The organism is Flagellimonas amoyensis, assembly GCF_003058265.1.
Lineage (GTDB): Bacteria > Bacteroidota > Bacteroidia > Flavobacteriales > Flavobacteriaceae > Flagellimonas > Flagellimonas amoyensis.
The window spans coordinates 55,701-76,650 of sequence record NZ_QBUK01000004.1 but is presented as its reverse complement, the minus strand read 5'-3'; the positions used below and the strand labels follow the sequence as shown (position 1 = coordinate 76,650).

General features: G+C 44.7%; 12 protein-coding genes. 8 read left to right on the top strand and 4 right to left on the bottom strand.

What is annotated here, in order from left to right; translation table 11 throughout:
• Positions 1 to 6: 6 nt before the first annotated feature.
• From DB398_RS06775 to DB398_RS06765, 3 genes are all read right to left on the bottom strand, one after another.
• Positions 7 to 843 (bottom strand): class II fructose-bisphosphate aldolase, encoded by an 837-nt coding sequence (locus tag DB398_RS06775; RefSeq protein ID WP_108423640.1) that lies wholly within the window; start codon positions 841 to 843, stop codon positions 7 to 9.
• A complete protein-coding gene (locus DB398_RS06770; protein WP_108423639.1) occupies positions 840 to 1,796 on the bottom strand; it encodes a carbohydrate kinase family protein in 957 nt (318 codons plus the stop codon). Before DB398_RS06770 ends, DB398_RS06775 begins: the two co-directional genes overlap by 4 nt.
• 144 nt (positions 1,797 to 1,940) lie before the next feature.
• Entirely contained in the window at positions 1,941 to 3,071 is a 1,131-nt protein-coding gene (locus tag DB398_RS06765; RefSeq protein ID WP_108423638.1) for an SIS domain-containing protein, read from the bottom strand.
• Between the two features lie 524 nt (positions 3,072 to 3,595).
• On the opposite strand from DB398_RS06765, the gene DB398_RS06760 reads away from it, so the two are divergent.
• The 6 genes from DB398_RS06760 (at position 3,596) to DB398_RS06735 (ending at position 14,497) form a co-directional block, all read left to right on the top strand.
• Positions 3,596 to 6,781: a SusC/RagA family TonB-linked outer membrane protein gene (locus DB398_RS06760; protein ID WP_108423637.1), complete on the top strand. Its 3,186-nt coding sequence runs from the start codon at positions 3,596 to 3,598 to the stop codon at positions 6,779 to 6,781.
• Positions 6,782 to 6,800: 19 nt separating this feature from the next.
• Complete coding sequence (locus tag DB398_RS06755) at positions 6,801 to 8,372, top strand: SusD/RagB family nutrient-binding outer membrane lipoprotein (protein WP_199913361.1); 1,572 nt, start codon at positions 6,801 to 6,803, stop codon at positions 8,370 to 8,372.
• 266 nt (positions 8,373 to 8,638) lie between these two features.
• Positions 8,639 to 11,179: a right-handed parallel beta-helix repeat-containing protein gene (locus tag DB398_RS18425; protein ID WP_199913360.1), complete on the top strand. Its 2,541-nt coding sequence runs from the start codon at positions 8,639 to 8,641 to the stop codon at positions 11,177 to 11,179.
• A gap of 142 nt (positions 11,180 to 11,321) precedes the next feature.
• Positions 11,322 to 12,323: a glycoside hydrolase family protein gene (locus DB398_RS06745; protein ID WP_108423635.1), complete on the top strand. Its 1,002-nt coding sequence runs from the start codon at positions 11,322 to 11,324 to the stop codon at positions 12,321 to 12,323.
• Between the two features lie 94 nt (positions 12,324 to 12,417).
• Positions 12,418 to 13,428, top strand: coding sequence for a glycoside hydrolase family protein (locus tag DB398_RS06740; RefSeq protein WP_159076337.1), 1,011 nt, complete (start codon positions 12,418 to 12,420; stop codon positions 13,426 to 13,428).
• Between the two features lie 67 nt (positions 13,429 to 13,495).
• Positions 13,496 to 14,497: a glycoside hydrolase family protein gene (locus DB398_RS06735; RefSeq protein ID WP_108423633.1), complete on the top strand. Its 1,002-nt coding sequence runs from the start codon at positions 13,496 to 13,498 to the stop codon at positions 14,495 to 14,497.
• A 118-nt stretch (positions 14,498 to 14,615) separates the two neighbouring features.
• Here the strand turns inward: DB398_RS06735 and DB398_RS06730 are convergent, their stop codons facing one another.
• Positions 14,616 to 15,821 (bottom strand): glycoside hydrolase family 88 protein, encoded by a 1,206-nt coding sequence (locus DB398_RS06730; protein ID WP_108423632.1) that lies wholly within the window; start codon positions 15,819 to 15,821, stop codon positions 14,616 to 14,618.
• Between the two features lie 257 nt (positions 15,822 to 16,078).
• Here DB398_RS06730 and DB398_RS06725 point away from each other — a divergent pair, with 257 nt between their 5' ends.
• A complete protein-coding gene (locus DB398_RS06725; protein ID WP_159076336.1) occupies positions 16,079 to 17,971 on the top strand; it encodes an alpha/beta hydrolase in 1,893 nt (630 codons plus the stop codon).
• A gap of 115 nt (positions 17,972 to 18,086) precedes the next feature.
• Complete coding sequence (locus tag DB398_RS06720; RefSeq protein ID WP_159076335.1) at positions 18,087 to 20,927, top strand: exo-rhamnogalacturonan lyase family protein; 2,841 nt, start codon at positions 18,087 to 18,089, stop codon at positions 20,925 to 20,927.
• The last annotated feature ends 23 nt before the right edge of the window (positions 20,928 to 20,950 follow it).

Sequence of the window (20,950 nt, the reverse complement as noted above, 5' to 3'; positions counted from 1 at the left end):
ACTTGTTTATGCGCGTAACGTTGCAGTGTTTTTTACGATTTCCAATTTTTCCTTGACAAGTTCCGTGATCTGTTCGGTGGCTTTTGGAAATACTTTTCTTAGATCTATTTCATCGGAAGAGGACAGGGAAGATTTTAGGGTCTGCATGAAAATATTCTTTATTTCCGTGGCAAGGTTTATTTTACAGATTCCTCGATCCACGGCATTTTTCAAGGCTTCCGCAGGAACGCCCGAACTTCCGTGAAGCACCAGGGTAGCTGTTGTAGCTTCTGCGATTTGGGACAATATTTCCAATTGCAGTTCCGGTTCACTGTCATAAAAACCATGGGCGGTACCGATGGCGATTGCCAGGGCGTCCACTCCGGTCGCTTCCACAAATTCCTTGGCCTCCGCGGGACTGGTAAATGCGCCTTTGCTCTTGCCCTGGCCCAGTTTGGCAATATATCCGAGTTCTGCCTCCACATTGGCGCCATATTGCTGGGCCAGTTGAACTACTTTGCTGGTGATGGCAATATTTTCTTCAAATGGCTTTTCGCTGGCATCGATCATCACAGAATCGAAACCTATTTCCAGACATTCTTTTACCAATTCATACGAATCTCCATGATCTAGGTGTATCCAACCTTCCACGTGGTGGTACTCCAACATCGATTTGGCCAGATTAAATGCCACGGGCAGTCCCATGTATTCGATGGAGCTTCTGGTAAGTTGCAAAATGAGGGGTTGATCCATGCTTTTGGCGGCCATTAGGGTGCCTTGCAACGTCTCAAAATTGTAGAAATTTGTGGCAAGTATCCCTTGGCGTTTGCTTCTCAACTCCAAAAATTTTTCTTGTAATCTCATTGTTCTGTATCGTAATAATTAAAACTGTTCGCGGCAGTTTTTAGAATGTCTTCAAGATTTGTGAATGCTGCGGTTCCCCCAGGTTTTGTGGTTGAAATCGCACCGATCAGGTTCCCGAATTCCAGACAGGTTTCCGGGGATTTCCCTTGTATGAATTTGTAGATGTAGCCTGCATTGAAACTGTCGCCGGCCCCAATGGTATCCACTACATTGTCGTGTAGGAATGGTGGTTTGGAAATTTGCTTGCCGTCGTGGAACAAGACCGACCCTCTACTACCACATTTCACGGCGATAAAACCGTTGCTGTTCTGAAGGCTATCGATGGCGGCAGAGATATCCGTTTTTCTGGTAAGGCTTTGAAGTTCAATAATATTCGGAAGGAAAACATCCACATGGGGAAGTATTTCCTCCAAATTCAAATCCCATTTTTCGGCTGGATCCCACTGTACGTCCATCGAAGTCGTGGCACCGGCATTTTTTGCTTTTTGAAAGAGCAAATGCAGTTTGTCCTTGAATCCCGGTTGTAAAAAATAGGAGGAAAAATGTACGTGTTTGGTATTTTTCAAACAATCCTCATCAATGTCGTCCACGGTCAAATGTGACATGGCCCCGGGATAGGTGGCCATTGCCCTGTCTTCATCATAGCTAAGGGCCACGGTGACACCGGTTTTCATCGTGTCATCCACAATGACCATGGAGGTGTCGACCCCTTTTTCCTTTAATTTTTCAATGATGAACCGACCAAAAATATCATCTCCCAGCTTCCCGATAAATCCTACGTTCAACCCTAGGGAGCTAAGATTACTTGCGCAAATGGCTGACGAACTTCCCAGTGTGAATTCCATTTCATTGGCCAAGATCTCCTTGCCCACTTTGGGAAAGCCCATGATTTGATTGAGTATCAAGTCGATATTCAATTCCCCTACCACAATAACATCAAACTTCTTTGCCATTTTTCCTAGTTTATTCGGTTTTTGCCGAAGCAATCCATTTCTACAGGTTTAAGATAGTCGAAACATTTTGTTTTGGACCTGTTCTGAGGGGTGTGGCAATACGTATATTTAGAGGTTTTGATGGGCATGGTATAAATGGGGGAACTATGGCTTTTTGTGATATATTTTGACCCCTTGGACCACCCTGTTGATGGATTTGTTCACCGAAGGGGAATCGGGCGAAAGGCCCAGGTTGATGGATTTGTACAGTCCCAACAATTGACCGGGAAGCACAGCGCATACAGCAAAGTACTCTTCGGGAATTGCAATGGAATTGGCCACTTCAATGGTCAGGTCCAAAGTGATCTCGTCAGGTGACTTGAGTACTTCAGCAACCCCTATTTCGGCCATTTTTTCCTTCTGGTCGTTGATGGAGCGCACAAGGTCATACTCGTACTTGTTCACATAGTCATCGGTGGAGAATAGGTACACCACCAAGGTGGAGCCATCAATGACAGCTTTTGGCCCGTGCCTCAATCCCAAGAAGGAGTCATATTTTCCAATGACCTGTCCGTTGCTCAGTTCAGTGACCTTCAACTGGGATTCCCTTGCAATGCCTTTAAGGGAGCCAGAACCCAAAAACACGATCCTGTGAAATGAAAGGGCCGCCATTTTTTGAAGGCTTTCGGCGTATTTTCCAAGTATGGTATCGCCATAAGCGGACAATTTGGACACATAATCCTTGTTTCGTTCCAAATTGGAAAGGTCAGAAACCAATAAACCGGCCAATAACATCGTGGAAAAAGACCCTGTCATGGCAAGTCCCTTGTCATTTGCCTCCGCGGGCATAAACAACACATAGGAGTTTTCGCTGTTGGCATTCAGTGCCAGCTGTCCTTCGGGACTGCAGGTGATGATCAAGTGGAATATCTTGTCGCACACTTTCTCGCCCAAGTTCACCGCCGCCAAGCTTTCCGGACTATCGCCAGAACGGGCAAAAGACACCATTAGGGTAGGTGTGTCCTTTTGGAAGTGATCGCTGGGGTGGGATATAAGGTCTGTTGTGGCTATGGCCCGAGTCTCCCTATGTAAGTTGCGCTGAAAGTATTTGTAAAGCACCTCTCCTATAAAAGCAGATGAGCCAGCTCCGGTCAGGATAATGTCCAGATCCTTTGAGGTAAGACAGTTATTTAGAAATGCAGAGATCTCCAATCGCTGTTTTTCAACAATCGAAAAAGTCTCGAGCCATAATCTTGGCTGCGCTGCTATTTCCAATTCAGTATTACTAGGCTTCATAGTTTATGGTTAGTTATGTATTTAAAATGGAAATTGAAATTTAATTCGTGTTTAAAAAGCAAATATATAAAATAATAAAACGTTATGAAAGATAAAAACTTTTATAAAGTTTCAATACCTTATATAATGTAGGTTTGTTGATCACTGTAACTATAATATGATGCTCGATATACGCATTATGCATAGGTGTTCCGAGTGTTCTTTAAGTGTTGAAATGTTTACTTTGAGGTTAAGGGCTATATAAGGGCTATTTTTTAAAATGCTGATATACAGTAATATATAAAATAAAAGTATTCTATGTAGCTATTTATGTGTTAAATATTTCAATAGGTTTAAGGTTTATATATCTCATTTAAAACTTTCATAATATTATTTTTAAAGTAAAATAACTTACGTAAACTTTGTTTTTTGAATTTATTTTTATGAAAAATTTGCTTTTGTAAATTTTTATATAGTATATTTATCGAATCTAATTAACCTTTTTTTAATGTTCCCTATGAAAAACCAACAAAACACCAAGAATTATGAAGAGTAACTTTCAATTGAAAAAAAGCCTAGGATGTTCTTTTGATCTAAGCTTTAGATTCGCGTTGGTCCTATTTCTGGCGACTACTTCGCTTGCCTTTGCGGCGTCCAATACAACATCCTTGTATGGTGCGCGTGTGGAAGGTTTGAATGAAGGGTCCTTGCTCCCTGGGGCAGCTGAATTGGACCAAAGCACTGTGTCGGGTGTCGTGACTGATGATATGGGTGTGCCTTTGCCAGGGGCCACTGTATTTGTAAAAGGTACCCAGAATGGTACTACAACAGATTTTGATGGAAATTTTAGTTTGACTGTATCTGCGGATGCCTCCATTTTGGTGGTGTCTTATTTAGGTTTCAATACATTGGAAGTCGAAATTGGCAGCCAAAGTGTCTTTAATGTACAGTTGCAGCCCAGTACATCCACTTTGGATGAAGTGGTGGTTACCGCATTGGGTGTGAAAAGACAAAAGAAATCGTTGACCTATTCCACCCAAAACGTTGATTTGGACGGAATAGACGAAGTACGTCCCGTACAAAACTTGGTGAACAGCCTTGCCGGTAAAGTGGCAGGTCTTTCCATAGTAAGGTCGGGTCGTGGTGTATCTGGTGGTTCCCGTGTGAATTTAAGGGGCAACAGGTCTATCTCCGGAAGCAGTGAGCCATTGTATGTGGTTGATGGGGTTCCAATTGGAGGTGACATTTCTGATATCAGCCCGGATGACATTGCTTCAATCAGTGTATTGAAAGGTGCAAACGCTGCGGCACTTTATGGGTCAAGGGCGAACAACGGAGCTATTGTATTGACCACTAAATCTGGTGGTGTAGATCGTTCAAGCATCGATATCAATATAACCAATACCATGGAGACCGGCCAAATTCTTTGGGACTACCAAAATCAGTTTGGTCAGGGTATAAATGGTTCCTTTTATAATGAAGGTGGGTCACCGTTGATCAATAGTTTGGAGTCTTGGGGTCAGGAGTTGACCGGATTTGAGGCTCCTAACTGGTCATTGGATCCGGCGGACCAAGGCACGACCATTCCTTATAGTGCCAATCCTGGCAGATTCAAGGATTTTATGCAGACTGGATCCACCCAGGCCTATAATATTTCTGCAAGGACAGGAAGCAAGCTATCTCAATTGTATTTTGGTTACACCTTTGAAAATAGGGTTGGAATTATGCCAGGAAACGAACTTAAAAGGCATAATATATCTCTTAAGGGAAGTCAAAAATTCCTTGATGAAAAATTGGTGTTGGATGCCAAGGTTAACTATATCAGGACCAACCTTTACAATGAAGTTGGAACGGGTCCTTGGGGATTGGTTTACAATATCCCTACCAATATCAGGATATCGGATTTGCGCAATTATGATTTTGTTGATGCTGACGGGAACTTGAGACAAAACTCATACGCCCCTGGAGCCAACCTTGGACAAAACCCATTCTGGTTGGCCAACAGAAACTTGAACGAGCAAGTTGACAATAGGATTTTAACGTATGCTTCGTTGACCTATAATTTCACTGATAAATTGAAATTAATGGCCCGTAGTGCTTTTGAAAATTCTGGAACTACATATGATATCAGGAACTACAATGACACTTACATCATTGCCCCAAATGGAAATTACGGTACCCAGAATAACCAAAGGTATGATTGGAACAGTGACTTCCTGTTGTCCTATGAAGACACTATTTCGGAAGATTTTAATTTCAATGTGAATTTCGGTGGAAATAACCGCCAGGTGTCAGGTAAGTATTTGATCACCAACAATAACGGGTTGAATATCCCGAACCTTTTTGCGATATCAAATGCCATAAACCTACAGGTTACGGAAGGTATCGATAGAAAAGAAGTACAATCTCTATACGGTTTTGGGCAATTGGGTTACAAGGATGCCATTTTCTTGGATCTTACCTATCGTAACGACTGGAGTTCCACCTTGCCATCGCAAAATAGAAGTTATGGTTACTACTCAGCGGGTTTAAGTGCTGTTATTTCTGATTTCTTTGAATTTGGAGAAGGATTCAATTATTTAAAACTTCGTGGTTCCTATGCTGAAGTAGGAAATGATACAGGTGCCTTTAACTTGGCCCGAAGTGCACAGCTCCGTATAGGTGAACTTATCTATTTGTCCCCTATTTTGCCTAATGAAGATCTGAAATCTGAAAATACGGTTTCTACTGAACTTGGTTTGGATGCCCGTTTCTTCAATAGCCGTTTGGGTCTTGACCTTAGTTTGTATAAAACGAATAGTAGGGACCAAATTTTTGCACAGGATGTACCTCTAGGTTCTGGTGCAAGACAGCGTTTCATTAACGGTGCCGATGTACAGAACAAAGGTATCGAGGTGATCTTGACGGGTAGTCCGGTTCGTACCGCTAATTTCAACTGGGACATCACTGCCAACTTTTCAAAGAATGAAAGTGAAATATTGGAACTTGCTGAGGGGATAGACAGGTTGTCCATCGGTAACACCAATTTCGGTATACGAAACGTACAATTGACGGTGGGATCCCAATTTGGCGATATTTATGCAAGAGGTTTCCAAAGGGATGATGAAGGAAGAATTATCGTTGGGGCAAATGGTCTTCCATTGTTTACCGACGGGAAAACTGTTAAGGTAGCCAACTTTAACCCCGACTTTTTAGCAGGTATCAGAAACACGTTCAGCTACAAAAACATACAGTTGAGCTTCCTGATAGATATAAGACAAGGAGGTACTGTAATTTCGCAGACATTGGCTAATTTGGCCTCCAACGGTCTATTGCAACAAACGGTTGCAGGGCGTGACGGAAGTCTTATTGTGGGCCAGAATGTATTGGGCTCCAATGGAGCGGTCAAGGAAGACGGAACCCCAAATGACATTCCAATCAGTTCACAATTGTTGTGGAAAACGTTGGGTAACGGAGAGCAGCCCATTGGTGAGGCATTTGTAGAGGATGCATCCAACATCCGTTTGCGTGAATTCTCGCTTGGATATTCCTTGCCTTCCAAATTGCTAAATGGAACAGGCATGGCCCGGGCTCAATTAAGCGTGGTGGGAAGTAACCTATTTTTCCTTTCCAGAAAAGCTTCATTTGATCCAGAGGTGACCACTGGTACTGCGACAGAACAAGTAGGATTGGAATATAATGCTCCTCCTCTAACAAGAAGTCTGGGTTTAAATCTTAAAGTGGGATTCTAAAAAAGAAACAATGAAAAATATGAAATCAATACTATATAAATCTTGTGTTTCACTGGTTTTGGGTGCCATGGTCTTTGGCTGTACCGATGACTTTACGGAACTCAATACAAATGAGAAGATGCTTACCCTGCCTGCCATAGCACAAGATGAGTTGCTTTTGGGCCAAGTTTTTGCCCAAGCGGAGTATGGAAGTATGTTTGACAGCCCATTTTACTATCAATATGCGCAAAACTGGTCTTCTGACCTTTATTCCCAATATTTTGCGCTTAGTGTAAGTTATGCCGAAGCGGATAGAAACGACTTCACCGATGGTTGGTCCAATGAGACCTGGACATCCTTCTATACCGAATGTGCCCCACACATCAAGGCAGTGGAGGACATCACGGAGGAGAATGGCAATGTTGTTGGAAATGCGATGGTGAAGATCCTAAAGGTGCTTGCCTATTCCAGGATGACAGACTATTATGGTCCTATCATCTATTCACAATTTGGAAATGGTGAACTCTCTGTTTCTTACGATACACAGCAGGCCATGTATACAGACTTTTTTGAGGAACTTGATATTGCTGTGGCCGCACTTAAGGCCAATCCCGGAGGTCAAATGTTTGGTTCAAACGATCGTTTGTTCGGAGGAAGCGGTGCCAAGTGGCTAAAATTTGCCAACAGTCTTCGTCTAAGATTGGCCATGCACATTCGATATGCTGATGAAGCCAAAGCGAGAGCGGAAGCCGAAAAGGCCATCCAAGATGGAGTGTTTACGGACAACAGCGACAATGCTATTTTGCCTTTGGACCGAATCAGAAGACATACCTACGGAATCCTTACCGGTTGGGGCGAATTTAGGATGAGTGCTGCAATGGAAAGTGTGTTAAAAGGATATGAAGATCCAAGGGCCCCTTCCTACTTTAATCCTGCAGCATCCGGAGATACTGACGGAGATGGATTTCCATACGAAGGATTGTTGAACGGTCAAAGTGTTGCAGACTTGAGCAGCGTTATTAACCCCAGTGAGTATTCCAATCTAGGACCAGCATATCAGTCCGAAGTCAATGGAGGTACAGAAGGTCCCTACGAAATGATGAGTGCAGCCGAAGTTTATTTCTTAAGGGCTGAAGGAGCTTTGCAGGGTTGGAACATGGGAGGAACAGTTCAGGAAATGTACGAAGCTGGAATAAGGGCTTCATTGCAATCCAAGTCAGGGGCAGATGATGCTGCAATCACTGCATATGTCAACAGTTCCAATACCCCAGTGCCATACGAAGCCGGTGCTGAAGCACTTTCGGATATTCCTGTGGCATTTTCGGCAGATCCCGAAACGCAATTTGAGCAGGTAATGACCCAAAAATGGATTGCCATCTATCCTAATGGTTGGGAAGCTTGGGCCGATTTGAGAAGAACAGGGTACCCCAAATTGTATGATCGTCTCTATTCGGACAATCCAGATATTGGAGTTTCTGAGATAATGAGAAGGATCAACTATCCAACTTTGGAGGCAGATACCAATCCACAAGGTTATGCAGAAGCCTTGACCTTGCCCGAATTGGCAGGAGGTGACAAGAATAGCACCAAAGTTTGGTGGGATAAAAGATAATTCAGATTGATAAATGGATGAAAAGCGTTGCCATTCTTTTTAGGAAGGTCGGCAATGCTTTTCTACTTAATAAGGCTACCTACGGGATGGATTCTTATTCCCTAGGTGTATCAAATTCAACGAGAATCTAAAGTTCTCCGCCCAAATGAGTGTTTTTTTGTGAGTATAGTTATCCTATCGGATAAGAAGATAATGTACGGGCAAAAAGAAAAATTTTCTTCAACAATTCGGACTCAAAAAGAGCTCTGAACCTAAAACCATAACCCATGAGAAAAACATTTTTTGCACTTATGATCAGCCTAGTGACAATGGCTTTTCCACTATCCTGCAATAGTAGTGATGATACCCCGACAGAAACCTGTTCGGATGGCATCCAGAACAACGGCGAAACAGGAGTGGATTGCGGTGGTCCAAATTGTGATGCTTGTGAGGAAGGAACCCCAGAATTATCTGGCGATGTAACAGAGGACACTGAATTGGATGCAGCGATTGAATACACATTGACAGGAGCATATATGGTGAAGTCAGGTGCTTCCCTTATCATTCCTGCAGGTACAGTCATTAAAGCTACTGGGGGTACGGCTGCTTTTATTGGAGTGGAGAGAGGAGCAAAGATTTATGTGAATGGGGAGGCGAACAACCCTGTGGTCATGACGTCGGGGGCTGAAACTCCCGCTTCGGGCGACTGGGGAGGATTGGTCATAGCAGGTGATGCCCCAACAAATAAAGGGACCGATGTTACCACAGAGGTAGGTGATCTTACCTATGGTGGCAATACCGCCGACGATGATTCTGGTTCCATTACATACCTACGGGTCGAGTACACAGGTGCCACCTTCTCCAATGATAAGGAGTTCAATGGCGTTTCATTGTTCGGTGTAGGCTCGGGTACCACTTTTGAATATGTGGAATCGTATAACGGCGGAGATGATGGAATAGAATTTTTTGGCGGAACTGTGGATGGAAACTATCTTATTTCCATAGGCAGCGGTGATGATTCCATTGATTTTGCCGATGGATGGAGCGGTTCTGGCAGCAACTGGTATATTTCAGGCGGAGCCAAAGCAGGTATAGAAGGATCAAATAATGGGGATAACGGCGATGCCACTCCGGTTACCACGACTACCTTGAGCAATATCACCGTAGTTGGGCCAACCAGCGATGAAGGAGCCCTATTTTATAAAGAAGGAGGGGGCAACCTTACCATTGACAATTTTTATGTGAGCAACGCCTTGGTCGGTATCCATGTTGTGGAAACTGATGCTGCCGCGGCACTTCGTATTGAAAATGGCGACTTGTCCATTACAAATGTTCAATTTACGGATTCACCCGTAGGTTTTGCAGCGACCAGCTATTTGGGAGCGAACCAATCGTTTTATACCCAAGCTGTGGCCACGGGTGCCGGAAATGGTGCAGGAGCCCCGGATTGGTCGGCCGGATGGAGTGTTGGTATCGTGGACAATAGTGTGGAGCCACAGGATTACCATGTTGGACCCGGACAGGCCTTGGCCAATATTTCTGATGTGCCTTGGGCCACTTTGATACCAGGAGATAAGGTCTATATACACTGGAGGGAAACCCCATACAAGGAAAAATGGGTCATCAACAGGCAGGGTACGGAAACTGAACGTATTGAGATCATAGGGGTGAACGGTCCCGAGGGACAACAGCCCGTGATTGATGGAGATGGTGCCACAACAGATGACGACGTGGTTTTCTGGAACGATGTACGAGGGGTCATCAAAATAGGAGGGTCAGCAGTACCTGAAGATGGGCTGCCCAACTATATTACCATTGAGAACCTTGAGGTAAAATCCGCTCGTCCACCTTATCAATTCACAGATGAAGACGGTATATCAGCAAACTATACGGAACTGGGAGCCGCGATTTATGTGGAAAAAGCAGCCAACTTGATCATTAGGAACTGTACATTGCGCGATTCTGGATTCGGTTTGTTCATCGGAGCCAATGGTGGAAACTCACAGAATATTTTGATCGAAGGGAACCATTTCTATGATAACGGTATCGAAGGCAGTAACTATGGCCACAATACCTATACCGCTGCAATCAATATCACTTACCAATACAACTATTTTGGCCCATTGAGGTCAGGGGCGAATGGCAACAACCTAAAGGATAGATCTGCAGGTCTGGTGGTCCGTTACAACTGGATAGAAGGGGGCAATAGACAATTGGATATGGTAGATGCCGAGGATACGCAGGCGTTGGTGGATCACCCAAGTTACAGGACCACCTTTGTGTACGGGAATGTCATGATAGAGCCCGATGGTGCCGGAAACAATCAAATGGTGCTTTATGGAGGGGATACAGGAAATACATCCATATACAGGAAAGGGAACCTCTATTTTTACAACAACACCATTATTTCCACAAGGTTGGACGAAACGGCAATGCTTGCATTGTCCACCAATGACGAAACAGCACATGTGTTCAACAATGTGGTGTATGGTTCAGCTTCAGGTGATAAATTTGCAATGATGAGTACCCAGGGTACCTTCAACATGTACAGCAACTGGTTGAAAACAGGTTGGAAAGATTGCCATTGTGACGGAATAAATGGTAGTCTAAATGACTTGGGCAATAACATAACGGGCACCGATCCCATGTTCAATGATTTCAATGCCCAAGATTTTGGTTTGATGAACGGTTCCCCATTGATTGGTCAAGGGGCGACCCTTCCGGCTATCTTGTTGCCAGATCATGATGTACTTTCTGAGTATGTGAAGCATCAAAGTTCCATGAGCAGGACAGTGTCAGGAAACCTAAGCATCGGGGCTTTTGAATAAAAAAGAATAAAAGATTTGAAATAATCTTTCAAAAACTTTCTAAATTTTCAACACGGCTTGATTACAGGTCGTGTTGGAGTTTAGATCGAAGAATGGAATTGTAATAATTGAAAACCGAAAGGTTAGAATAACCACTGATAAGATGAGAATTAAACTGAACTATGTATTTGGGATCTTGCTTTTAACGTCCCTTGGCCTGAGTGCCCAAACCAAGAAAATCCCTGTTCCGGTTTTGGATGGCGAATGGTGGCAGATTGCCACAACACCCGATCTGGGGGAGTATAATACAAAATCCCAGCAGCCCGTGGACTTTGGTGTGTGGAAGGCGGCTGACGGTACTTGGCAGTTGTGGTCCTGTATCCGTAATTCCAACTTTGCGCCGGGAACGCCACTTTCTGAGGAGTACAGTACCACACGGTTTTTGTATGGATGGGAAGGAAAATCCCTTTTTGCCAAAGATTGGGAACCACAGGGCATCAAATGGACTGCAGAGCTTTCCTTGGGAGAGACCCCTGGAGGTATGCAGGCTCCCTATGTTTATAAGGAAGATGGGGTGTACTACCTGTTCTATGGGGATTGGAGAAGGATCTGCCTAGCCAAGAGTTATGATGGAAAGAATTTTGAACGTGTCCTTGGGGGCAACGGTCAGCCAGACCTTTTCGCAGAGTATGGCCATTGGGACGGCACCTTTTTTTCCCAGGCTAGGGACCCCATGGTCATCAAAAGGGGAAATACCTACTACTGCTATTACACCAGCCACGTGGAAGAGCCTTTTTATGATGGAGCTGCATTTGTCAGGACTTCTGTCAATATGAAGGATTGGAGTGAATCTGTGATGATTTCGCACACAGACACCTATAAAGGAAGTGATCCTATGTTTTCTGATGAATGTCCACAAGTGGTGTATTTGCCAGAGCATAAACTATACTATCTTTTTATTACACAACGCTACGGGAAGGATAGCCAAACAACAGTGTATGCATCCCCCAACCCTATGTATTTTGGAGTGGACGATACCAGTAGAAAAGTATGTACACTGCCAGTGGCCGCGCCAGAGATCATCTATGAGGATGGACAATACTATATGGCCGCCCTCAATCCTGGATTGGATGGAGTGAGTGTCATCAAATTGAAGTGGGAATAAGCACATAAACTTCCCTGACTACAACAAACTAAATCAAGGTTTTTTTGCCTTGATGAGCATGCTATGTCCATTTTGAACAGTTTAAACAAAGCAAATGAATACGAAACGAAATTTTGTACTTGGATTTCTACTTTCGATGAGTTTGGGAATTTTTGCCCAATCCAAAAAAATACCGGTACCTGTTCTGGATGGGGAATGGTGGCAAATAGCCAGCAACCCCGATTTGGGAGAATATGGCACCGATAACCAAGAACCTGTGGATTTTGGTGTCTGGAAAGCAGCAGATGGAACATGGCAATTGTGGTCCTGCATCCGAAATGCCAATTTTGGCACAGGCACACCACTTTCTGCGGAATACAGTACCACCCGTTTTCTATATGGATGGGAGGGAAAAACCCTTTTTTCAAAAGATTGGGAGCCGAAGGGCATCAAATGGGTGGCCCAACCTTCTTTGGGGGAAACACCAGGAGGTATGCAAGCTCCCTATGTGATCAGGGAAAATGGTTTCTTCTATTTGTTTTATGGGGATTGGCAAAGGATATGCTTGGCCAAGAGCATAGATGGGAAGAATTTTGAACGGGTGCTGGGCAGTAATGGCCAACCTGATCTGTTTGCTGAATACGAATATGGTGGCGAGAATTTTTTCACCAAGGCAAGGGACCCTATGATCATGAAACAGGGCAATACCTATTATTGTTACTATTCCAGCCACATCAACGATCCGGTCAATGATGGGGCGGCCTTTGTAAGGACATCGGTGAACATGAAGGATTGGAGTGAATCCGTCATGATTTCCCATACACCAACATACCATGGTAGTGATCCTAAGTTTTCGGACGAATGCCCACAGGTAATCTACTTGCCAGAACACAGGCTGTACTATCTGTTTGTGACCCAAAAATATGGAGAGGATAGCCAGACCACGGTCTATGCTTCCCCCAATCCGTTCAATTTTGGGGTCGATGACGATTCGCAAAAAGTATGCACCCTGCCCATTTCTGCTCCAGAGATCATTTATGAGGACGGTCAATATTATGTAGCGGCATTGAACCCTGGTTTGGACGGGGTAAGGGTGATCAAGCTGAAGTGGGAAGTGAAAAAATAGCCACAGGCCCACAGGGGAACAAACAATATAGGATGACGATTTATAGGTTATCCCCAAAAAGCTAAGAATGAAGAATTTACAGAAAGGTGTACTGGGACTTGTATTGGTGTTGGGTGTTGGACTTTTTGCCCAATCCAAAAAAGTTCCAGTACCTGTTCTAGATGGAGAATGGTGGCAAATAGCCAGTACCCCGGATTTGGGAAAATTCAATACGGATAAGCAACAACCCGTTGATTTCGGAATTTGGAAAGCCGCCGATGGCACATGGCAACTGTGGTCCTGTATCCGTAATTCCAATTTTGAACCCGGAACACGTCTTGCCCCGGCCTATGTCACCACCCGTTTCCTATATGGGTGGGAAGGAAAATCACTCTTTGCCAAAGATTGGGAGCCACAGGGCATCAAATGGACGGCAGAACCCACCTTGGGGGAGACCCCTGGAGGTATGCAGGCACCATATATGTTCAAGGAAGATGGTGTCTTTTATTTGTTCTATGGCGATTTGAGAAGAATCTGTCTTGCCAAGAGTTATGACGGGAAGAATTTTGAACGTGTCCTTGGAGGAAATGGACAACCGGACCTTTTTGCCGAATATGGCCATTGGGAAGGAACATTTTTTACCCAAGCCAGGGACCCTATGGTCATCAAAAGGGGCAATACATATTATTGTTATTATTCAAGCCATGTGGAAGCACCGTATGATGACGGTGCAGGATTTGTCAGGACATCGGTGAACATGGTGGATTGGAGTGAATCCGTCATGGTTTCGCACACCCCTATATACAATGGTAGTGATCCAAAATATTCTGACGAGTGCCCGCAAGTGGTGTACTTGCCAGAGCATAAGCTGTATTATCTCTTCGTGACCCAAAAATACGGAGAGGACAATCATACCACCGTCTATGCATCGCCCAATCCATACAATTTTGGTGTAGATGACGACTCCCAAAAAGTATGCACCCTGCCCATTGCAGCCCCTGAGATCATCCATGAAGACGGGCAATATTACATCGCTGCCCTGAACCCCGGTTTGGATGGCGTAAGGGTGATTAAGCTAAAGTGGGAATAAATACAATTGAAGCAAATAGTTGGCCTTAAACTTATAACGATTAGAAAGTGCCGATTTGGTGTGATCCAAGTCGGCCCTTTTTAGTTTTAATGATTAGGGCAAAGAAGGAAATGCGACTCTATTGGGCCGCTACTTTTTCTTTCCTGAGCAGCGCTTCCACAAAATAATAATCCGCATAGTTGATCCCACAATCAATTTCTCCATCGCTTGGTAGGTCACCGGTGGAATGCATCAGCAGAAACCCACCATTTGTCCCTTCGGAAGCTAAATATGCGGGAGTGCTCAATGTCTCCATGATCTGGTTGGCCAAAGCAAGATGTTTTTGGGAACCACCATCTTCAACAAAACCCGATAATTCGTATAGCGCAGAGGCTGAGACCGCCGCGGCGGAAGCATCTCGGGTAGTCGAGGAAGTTTTGGGTACATCATAGTCCCAATAAGGGATCTTGTCTGACGGTAGCTCCGGATGTCCACTTATATAATCGGCAATTTTGATGGCCTGTTCCAAATATTTAGGGTCTTTGGTCTCGCGATAGCAAAGCGTATAGCCATAGAGTCCCCATGCCTGTCCCCGGGCCCATGCCGAACTGTCTGCATATCCTTGGTGGGTGTTCTTTTTGATGACGGTCCCGGTTTCGGGGTCATAATCCACCACGTGAAAAGAACTGTTGTCTTCCCGAAAATGATTTTTTAGGGTTGTGTCCGCATGGGAAATTGCAATATTGTAAAAGCTGCTGTCTTGGGTAATCCGGGTCGCGTGGAACAAAATTTCAAGGTTGATCATGTTGTCGATGATAACGGGATACACCCATTCATCACTCCAATCCCATGATTTGATGGCCCCTACCTTGGGATTGAACCGTTCGGAAAGGGTCTTGGCTGTCTGCACAATGATATTTTCGTATGCCTCGGACGCTACATAGTTCAAAGCTGTGCCATAACTGCATTCCATGATAAAGCCCAAGTCGTGGGTGCCTCTTAGGTACTGAATGGAATCCAATCGTTCGGTATAGGCTATAGCTCTTTCTTTCCATTTGTCATTTTTTGTCAATCCATACAGGTTCCACAAGGTGCCTGGATAGAAACCACTGCACCAATCCTCGCTGTCCACCAATTTCAAATCCCCTTGGGTATAGCTTCGCGGGGTGAACTTGATACTGTCCTTGGCAAAGTCGATGTTTTTCTGGAGGGTATCCATTTGAGCTTCAATAGTGGACATGAAATCCATCTGCACTGCTTCTTTTTTTTCTTTGCAGCCTGCGGTCATCAATAATAGAAAAAGGATGGAGAGTTGAAAAGCTTGTCTTGTGGTACATCTGTTCATGTGGAATGCGCTATTAGGGTTAATGTTGGTCAGTTTTCATGGTTTCTTTACATTGAAAACAATAATGATTTTATTGAAAAAATAACTATAAAGCAAAGATACAATTGTTTATTGATATGATTATGAAACTTTTTTACTTTCAAAATCTTTTATTTTTATAAAAATGTTATATTTGATTTTCATGTGGGTGGCCAATCCGAATGCTCATGGATGCAACTTTCATAAATGAAAAACCTAAAGAAGAAAAAATGGGTGATATGGTCCTAAGAAAATGGGTGTTGTTACCCGTGATTGCTCTGGTTTGTTTGGTCTCTTCCTGTGACAAAGCCAAACCATCCTACGAGGATTTGAGCCATTTTAGTAAGGTGTTCAACAAGGAAAAACCTTATCGAATTTATCTCCCCAAAAGCTACACCGACAATGCGGATGAAACCTATCCCGTGGTCTATTACCTTCATGGTTGGGGAGGCACCCATATGAAGGACAGTTCCAATTTGGCCTATGATTCCATCGGGAAACTGGCGGATAAATACAAAGTGATCTTTGTGCTGCTCAATGGCAGAATGGATGATGCCGACCCAAGACCTTATAATATGGGGTATCATGAGCATATGACCTACGATGTGCAGATGAAGGATTATTTTCCGGAGGTCGTGTCATATATCGATAGCGCCTACCGGACCGTGGACAATAGGTATGGTAGGGCACTCATGGGTTTCAGTATGGGAGGTATGATGACGACCTACTTATCGGGAAAATACCCGGACATGGTGGGAGCCGCGGTGGATTTGTGCGGTAGCACGGAGTTTTACCTTGGCATGCCGGACAACCATACATTTTATCCCCTGCGTTACACCTTTGCCAATTTGAGCGATGTACCATATCGTTTGCGAAACAGTTCGCATGGGGAATTGTCGGCCCTCAACAAGGAGACCAACAATGGGGCCCTATGGGAGGGCCATCCCTACTACGGATATTGGCAGTTTGAAGGAGGACACGAAGTCGATCCCAATGGTGGAACCGAAGCATTCGAAAAGGCCCTGTCTTTTTTGTTGGAGTCGCTCCAACAGCAGATTCCGCCACAGAAAAGCTGGTCGCACTATGACGTTTATCCCGATTTTGAACTTTGGGATTATAAGGTTGAGAGTGATAAGTCCCAACCTGGTTTGCTCTTCCTCTCGGAGGTGACGAAGGCAGGATTTGGATTGTATACCCACAAATGGCTTCCGGAAGGTCCTGCTTTGGAAGGGCTACAGGCCACGGTGACCACTGCGGCCATATATAGGCCCGATGCTTCATATACCATATCGGATTACAATCGAAAGAACGGTCAGTTGCGCACGCAGATCCTCAAAAGTGATGCTGAGGGAAGGCTCCATGTGAAATTGGATGGGGAAGGCCATGAGATAGGTATTCACCAAACCAACGATGGGCCCAAACCCACATTTGTAGGCTATACTTTGGGAGAAAATCGAAAAATGCTGAGGGTCGGGGAAGAAAACCAGCTCCACATCCAAATAGCCAATCTCGGCACGCCCTATGTTGAGGGGGATACGGTGAAATTCGAACTCAAGACCCGTGACAGTAGTGTGGTGGCCAATCCGGCAACTTTCAATGGTGTGGTAAAGGCCGATGGACAAATCGAGATACCTTCCATAGCCGTGACCTCTAACAAAGTGCCGCCAAAAGATGGAAGTCCCTTCGGTGTGAAAGCGAAATTAAAAATGACCTCGGGGGACGTTGCCTTTGAAAATATGTTTTACATGCCTGTTTTCTTTGATGTGGCCCCATTTGATGGATTGGACATTGATGATGGACGTTCTGTGAAGGATACCTTGGTGGGTTCGGGCAATGGGGATGGAAAAGTAAGTCCGGGCGAGGAAATTCTGGTCTATACCAATGGGCACAGGGCCCAACTTTTCTATGATGACCCATACATTGTGGGAGAAAAACTGTTTGATGAAGCCTTACCTGCCGTATGGGAGACCGATGGGATCACCTTTAGTTCCATCATTAAGATTTCTGAGGATTGTCCAGAGGGGCATCGTCTTAAACTGTTGGCCAAATATGAGACCAAATCGCACAATCCCATAGCCCGTACCGTAACATGGGGCACGGTGGAACTGATGGTCGGCAAACCGAAGAAGTAGGTTTATGGTTTGGTAGGGATGTTGAAGAAAATTAAAATGGGAACATCCTAGGTTGTCCTTGAAATGAAAATTAAATTTATTACACTTTAAAATGATGTCGGAACAAATGAAAAAAATGCAAAAGGATCAACGGGGAATATGTGGTTGTCTAATCCGATGCTGTGTTCTGGTCATTTTACTAGCTGCGAACGGACTTTCTGCGCAATCCGGTCTCCATGTCGAAGACCATACCGGTTTTGATCGGGAAGATTGGCCCATCACCGGGGGTGTGCCCTTTCCTAAAGGAGCCGTTTTTCATGTAGATCAAATAGGCATTTCGGGCACTGAGTCCCAAAAAAGGATCCTGTCTCGTTGGGCGGACGGGTCCATTAAATGGGTGTTGCTGGACTATCAAAAAGATATATTGGCCAACAAAAAGGTCACCGATCAATTGCTGCTTTCCGAAAAACCTGTTGAGGAGACAAAAATGCATACCGAGACCGACGATTTCATAACGGTCAATACTGGAACTTTAAAGTTTACGGTAAGCAAAAGAAGATTTGGGTTTATGGATGAGGCATGGCTCGACCTGAATAAAAATGGCGTCTTTGAAGCATCGGAACAAGTGGTGAAGAGCGGTTCGGGTCAAGACCATTTTATGGACCTTCAGGACAAGAACCCAGAGCGTCCCAACAACCTCTACGCCAACCGAGATCTTTTGGCAGGAACTTCAGTCCCTGCTGAGAATGCCATCCCAACCGTAAAGGGAGGCCCCGAATGGATGCGGAAAGAAGGAGGGGGAAAAGAACTGCGCAAGAGCGCTGCCGAAGGGAAATACACCGCAAAAGTGGTGGAATCCGGTCCGTTGAGGACTGTTATTGAAATCAAAGGCCGATTGGGCGGACTTGATGATGACAGTGAATACACTATTTGGCTCCACGCCTACAAAGGGAAATCATTTGTAAGGGTACAGCACAATTTTCTTTTCAGGGGAAATCCGCAGACGACCAATATCCGAAGGCTGGGATTGAGCCTGCCCTTGAATTTCGAGGGCGAACCGCAGTTTAGGGCAGCAGGACTTTCCACTGCAGAAAAAATCAGTAAACGGGATACCTCCTATCTTTTTAATAGCGGCCCATCCAACGTTTTCAACCTTGAGCACAAAGGATTTCCATTGGACTGGACGGTAGAAGCAGGAAAGAAAGTGGCCAAAGGAATTGAAAAAACCGATGGTTGGATTGATGTCAGTTCGGATAAATTTGGAGTGACCCTTGCCATAAAAGATATGGCCTACATGTACCCGAAGGAGCTTTCCTATATCGGAAAGGAAAAGTCGCTTAACGCTTGGATCTGGCCCGATCATGGGGATTTGGTCATGGACCTAAGGGCATCCGGTTGGGAAAAAGGAATGCAGGGGATGAGCATTACCCACGATGTGTTTTACAATTTTCATGCTCCAGATGATGTCATAAAAGAAAATGTTTTTACAGCTTTGGTGGAAGATGCGCCTCAACCTTACGTAAACCCAGAATGGTACAGTTATCATGGGACCAAGGCTGCCGGGATGATCATGCCCAAGGATGATGAGAAATTCCCGAAGACCGAGGCCTACTTGGCAACCGGCACCGCATTTATAGATCGTTCGGCCATTGAATTTGGCTGGTTGGGCATGTTAAACTATGGGGATATGATGTTCATGTACGCTTATCAGATTGGAAATAAGGAGCTGGGTACTTGGGGGATCTCCAACCGCAAAGATGACTATGATGGATGGCGAAGGGGCAATACCATGATAAGCTACCGCAAATTCATGCAATACCTGAGGACAGGCCAGTATGAATATTGGAAATCGGCCTCGGCCCATTTGAAGTTTGTCAGGGATGCGCTCATCAAGCATTACAGCGATGAAGACAGCAGAATGGTGGGGTATGGTCGGAGACACTCAGCCTATTGGGGAGTAACACCTCAAGATGAAAATGATAGGACCGGTGGTGTCGCCTGGGACGGTTATGGAACCAACTGGTTGGGCCATTACCTGCATTGGAACCTTACCGGCGATTGGAGGACCTACGAAGTCATGAACGAAATTCGGTCCGCTTTTAACCATTGGGGGAATACCGATGTGGACCAACTTTCGGGAGGTGCCTATGTGGGTCTAAAAACATTTGGGACCGTCGTGGGTATGGAAGCCGCAAAAAAAGAGGCTGATAATTTCTTGGCCATGGCCATAGAACGAACAGCAAATCCGGGAGATGAATGGAGGGACAATACTTGGTTTATGGGATATGGTCTCTATTTGCAAGATGTGGATGACCCCATCATCAAAGAAGCTATTTTTGATTGGTGGAGGGCCGGAAAACACAAAGAGGACCGTTGGGGCTTGTACTGGCACCGGGAATCTATGGCTGCGGTCTATTGGGCCGCCCAAAATGATAAAGCCATGAGGGACAGCATCTTCAGTGAACTGGTCAGCGTGGGAAGTGTGGAGAATCAAAACAGCTTACGGATTGAAGCACAGACCAGCTTGTATAAAAAGTATGGAATTTCAGGGCTTTATGAGGATTGCGACATGGTCTATCTGGCCAACACCGTTGCACCAAAATACTGGAGGGCCAAAGATGACATCATGCAAATGCAATGGGATGAGCCTTTGAGTATGGCCGTAATGGACCACTACAAGGAATATGGCGGGCGCACGGACCTACCTCTACAGAAAGAAAGAAATTTTGATATCAAAATTAAGTCTGCCTCCAAAACAGCTTTGGACGTCGAAGTTGTCCTAGATTCTTCTTCTGATGTGCATCTGGATGTGCTGGATAAGGCAGGAAACTTGTTGTGGACTTTTGAGAAGCAAGGAATTGAAAAAGGCACGTTGCCCATCTCCTTCAAAGAATCCAAAGGAGGACTTTCAGATATTTATTTCATTCGTCTACAGGTGGCAGATGATACCATGATCAAGAAATTTACATTGCCCTAAATTGTAGGGAAACCAACCATCTA

Excerpts from the sequence above, each read along its gene's own strand:
- DB398_RS06775 (WP_108423640.1), bottom strand. The coding sequence starts at position 843 with ATGAGATTACAAGAAAAATTTTTGGAGTTGAGAAGCAAACGCCAAGGG.
- DB398_RS06770 (WP_108423639.1), bottom strand. The coding sequence starts at position 1,796 with ATGGCAAAGAAGTTTGATGTTATTGTGGTAGGGGAATTGAATATCGAC.
- DB398_RS06765 (WP_108423638.1), bottom strand. The coding sequence starts at position 3,071 with ATGAAGCCTAGTAATACTGAATTGGAAATAGCAGCGCAGCCAAGATTA.
- DB398_RS06760 (WP_108423637.1), top strand. The coding sequence starts at position 3,596 with ATGAAGAGTAACTTTCAATTGAAAAAAAGCCTAGGATGTTCTTTTGAT.
- DB398_RS06755 (WP_199913361.1), top strand. The coding sequence starts at position 6,801 with ATGAAATCAATACTATATAAATCTTGTGTTTCACTGGTTTTGGGTGCC.
- DB398_RS18425 (WP_199913360.1), top strand. The coding sequence starts at position 8,639 with ATGAGAAAAACATTTTTTGCACTTATGATCAGCCTAGTGACAATGGCT.
- DB398_RS06745 (WP_108423635.1), top strand. The coding sequence starts at position 11,322 with ATGAGAATTAAACTGAACTATGTATTTGGGATCTTGCTTTTAACGTCC.
- DB398_RS06740 (WP_159076337.1), top strand. The coding sequence starts at position 12,418 with ATGAATACGAAACGAAATTTTGTACTTGGATTTCTACTTTCGATGAGT.
- DB398_RS06735 (WP_108423633.1), top strand. The coding sequence starts at position 13,496 with ATGAAGAATTTACAGAAAGGTGTACTGGGACTTGTATTGGTGTTGGGT.
- DB398_RS06730 (WP_108423632.1), bottom strand. The coding sequence starts at position 15,821 with ATGAACAGATGTACCACAAGACAAGCTTTTCAACTCTCCATCCTTTTT.
- DB398_RS06725 (WP_159076336.1), top strand. The coding sequence starts at position 16,079 with ATGGTCCTAAGAAAATGGGTGTTGTTACCCGTGATTGCTCTGGTTTGT.
- DB398_RS06720 (WP_159076335.1), top strand. The coding sequence starts at position 18,087 with ATGCAAAAGGATCAACGGGGAATATGTGGTTGTCTAATCCGATGCTGT.